General features: G+C 65.4%; 1 protein-coding gene and 2 pseudogenes. 2 read left to right on the top strand and 1 reads right to left on the bottom strand.

Features of this window, described 5'->3' with window-relative positions:
* Together WAW17_RS02225 and WAW17_RS02220 are read left to right on the top strand one after the other, a co-directional pair.
* Nucleotides 1-182: pseudogene (locus tag WAW17_RS02225) on the top strand (hypothetical protein); the annotation flags it as partial.
* A 134-nt stretch (nt 183-316) separates the two neighbouring features.
* On the top strand, nt 317-1,237 hold the full coding sequence (locus WAW17_RS02220; RefSeq protein ID WP_422331391.1) for a PDDEXK nuclease domain-containing protein: 921 nt from the start codon (nt 317-319) through the stop codon (nt 1,235-1,237).
* A gap of 509 nt (nt 1,238-1,746) precedes the next feature.
* On the opposite strand, the pseudogene WAW17_RS02215 reads toward WAW17_RS02220, so the two are convergent.
* A pseudogene (locus WAW17_RS02215) lies at nt 1,747-2,020 on the bottom strand (MFS transporter); the annotation flags it as partial.

Here is a 2,020-nt window from a genome sequence, read left to right as displayed (position 1 = left end):
GATCTTGGCCTGGCAACGGCAAATTGGCCGGTGTCGATCGTCTCCTCTCGGCGGCGTTCGAGCTGATCGTGGAAGGCCCCTCATACCGGCAACGACAGAAGCCCCGCATCGCCGTGACGACCGACGGTCTGGACCGAAATGCGACTTCGCCGCGGCCGAGCAGCGTTGGCGCAGGTCGGTGACCAAGAATCCGACGCCCAAAATCTGGGCCGACAACCCCCAGACGGGGAAGCGGCGTGACCTCGCGCGTGCGAGCGAGCAAGAGCCGGTCCCGAGGGATTGAACCAATCGCCCGCAGTTAGTTCGTAGCTCGCGAATGTCGGTACAAAACGAAGGGCAGACCGATGGTTATGAAGACGCGCTCGACAAATGTCCACTCGACGGCGCCTTCCCGGACATGCGCGGACTGTCCCGGCGCAACCTGTTCTACATGCGCTCGTTCGCCGCGGCCTTTCCCGACGTAATCGTGCAACACCCCGTTGCACGATTGCCGTGGGGGCACGTCACCGTCCTGCTCGACAAGCTCGATACTCAGCCGCAGCGTGAGTGGTATGCCGCCCAAGCGGCCGAGCACGGCTGGTCCCGCGACGTCCTGGCCCACCAGATCGCCGGACGACTACACCAGCGGATCGCGGCCGCACCGTCGAACTTCCGCGACCACCTGCCCGCCGAGGACTCCGACCTGGCCCAACAGCTGGTCCGCGATCCATACGTCTTCGACTTCCTGGGCCTGACCACCAAGGTCGCCGAACGTGAACTCGAGACCGCGCTGATGGCCCGACTCGAACGCTTCCTGCTCGAGCTCGGGCACGGCTTCGCCTTCGTCGGCCGGCAGTACCACTTCGCCATCGACGACGACGACTTCTACATCGACCTGCTGTTCTTCAACTGGACCCAGTCCCGGTTCGTGGTGGTCGAGCTGAAGGTCGGGCGGTTCCAACCCGAATACGCAGGCAAGCTCGGCTTCTACGTCGCCTGGGTCGAGGAGAACCTGCGGATCCACGGCCAGCACGCCCCCACCATCGGGATCCTGCTGTGCGCCGGCCGCAACGACAACACCGTGCGCTACTCCCTCGCCGGGGCACCCGCACCGCTGGCGGTGGCGAACTACACCTACGACACCCTGCCCGACCAGCTCCGCGAGGTCGTGCCCACGGACAACGAATTGGCCTCCGCACTCGATGCCACCCTCACCGAACTACAAGCTCGGCACCCCATCGACGACGAGGCCCGCTGAATCACGCATCCGATCGTCGCTGGTACTGATCGATCATCGTGTCTCGGATTGAAATAGGTGACCGCCGATCGGGCTTCCTCCGCCGCCTCCATCGGAACGAGACGACCACCACTGCCCGGCGAACTGGCTCACGGCGCAACCCCACCGTCCGCGATCGATCGCGACCACTTCCGCAGTCGCGGCGTCCGTGACTTTGCCATAACCCGGACCGGCGATCGTTCATGATCGAGTGATGCCACCGACTGATCTCTCCGCACTCCCGATACCCAGCAGATGCCGGGAGTGGGTGCAGACCGCTGATCCACAGCAAATGATCAGTAACCATACGATCACGGTGAATCTGACCTGGTGGAACAGCGCATTGCACTCGCGCATCGGAGAGCGGCAGGGGCGGATGCCCGTGGGATGTCAAACCCCCATAGGGAAACGAGCGACGGGCGTCCGCTGTCCCCGTTAGGGGGTGAGCGTGACGCCCGTCGTGTGCTGTGGCGGGTGACGTACCGTCCGGGTCAGGCGTTGACGGTCTCCAGAGCCGGAGTGTTCGGCCGATCCGGGGTCTGCTTGGTGCGGGCCGGGACGAGCAGCGCGACCAGGGCGCCGGCGAGGGCAGCACCCGCACCGACGACGAGGCACAGGTGGAACGCGGACTCGCTCGGGATCGAGTGGCCACCGAGGTCCATGGTCTTGCTGGTGAGCACGGCCGCCATGACGGCGCCGGCCACGGTGGTACCGACCGAGCGCATGAGCGAGTTGACGCCCACACTGGAACCGGCCTCTTCCAGC

This window comes from Rhodococcus sp. (in: high G+C Gram-positive bacteria) (assembly GCF_049286785.1).
GTDB lineage: Bacteria > Actinomycetota > Actinomycetes > Mycobacteriales > Mycobacteriaceae > Rhodococcus_F.
This window is presented reverse-complemented; position numbering and strand designations above follow the sequence as displayed.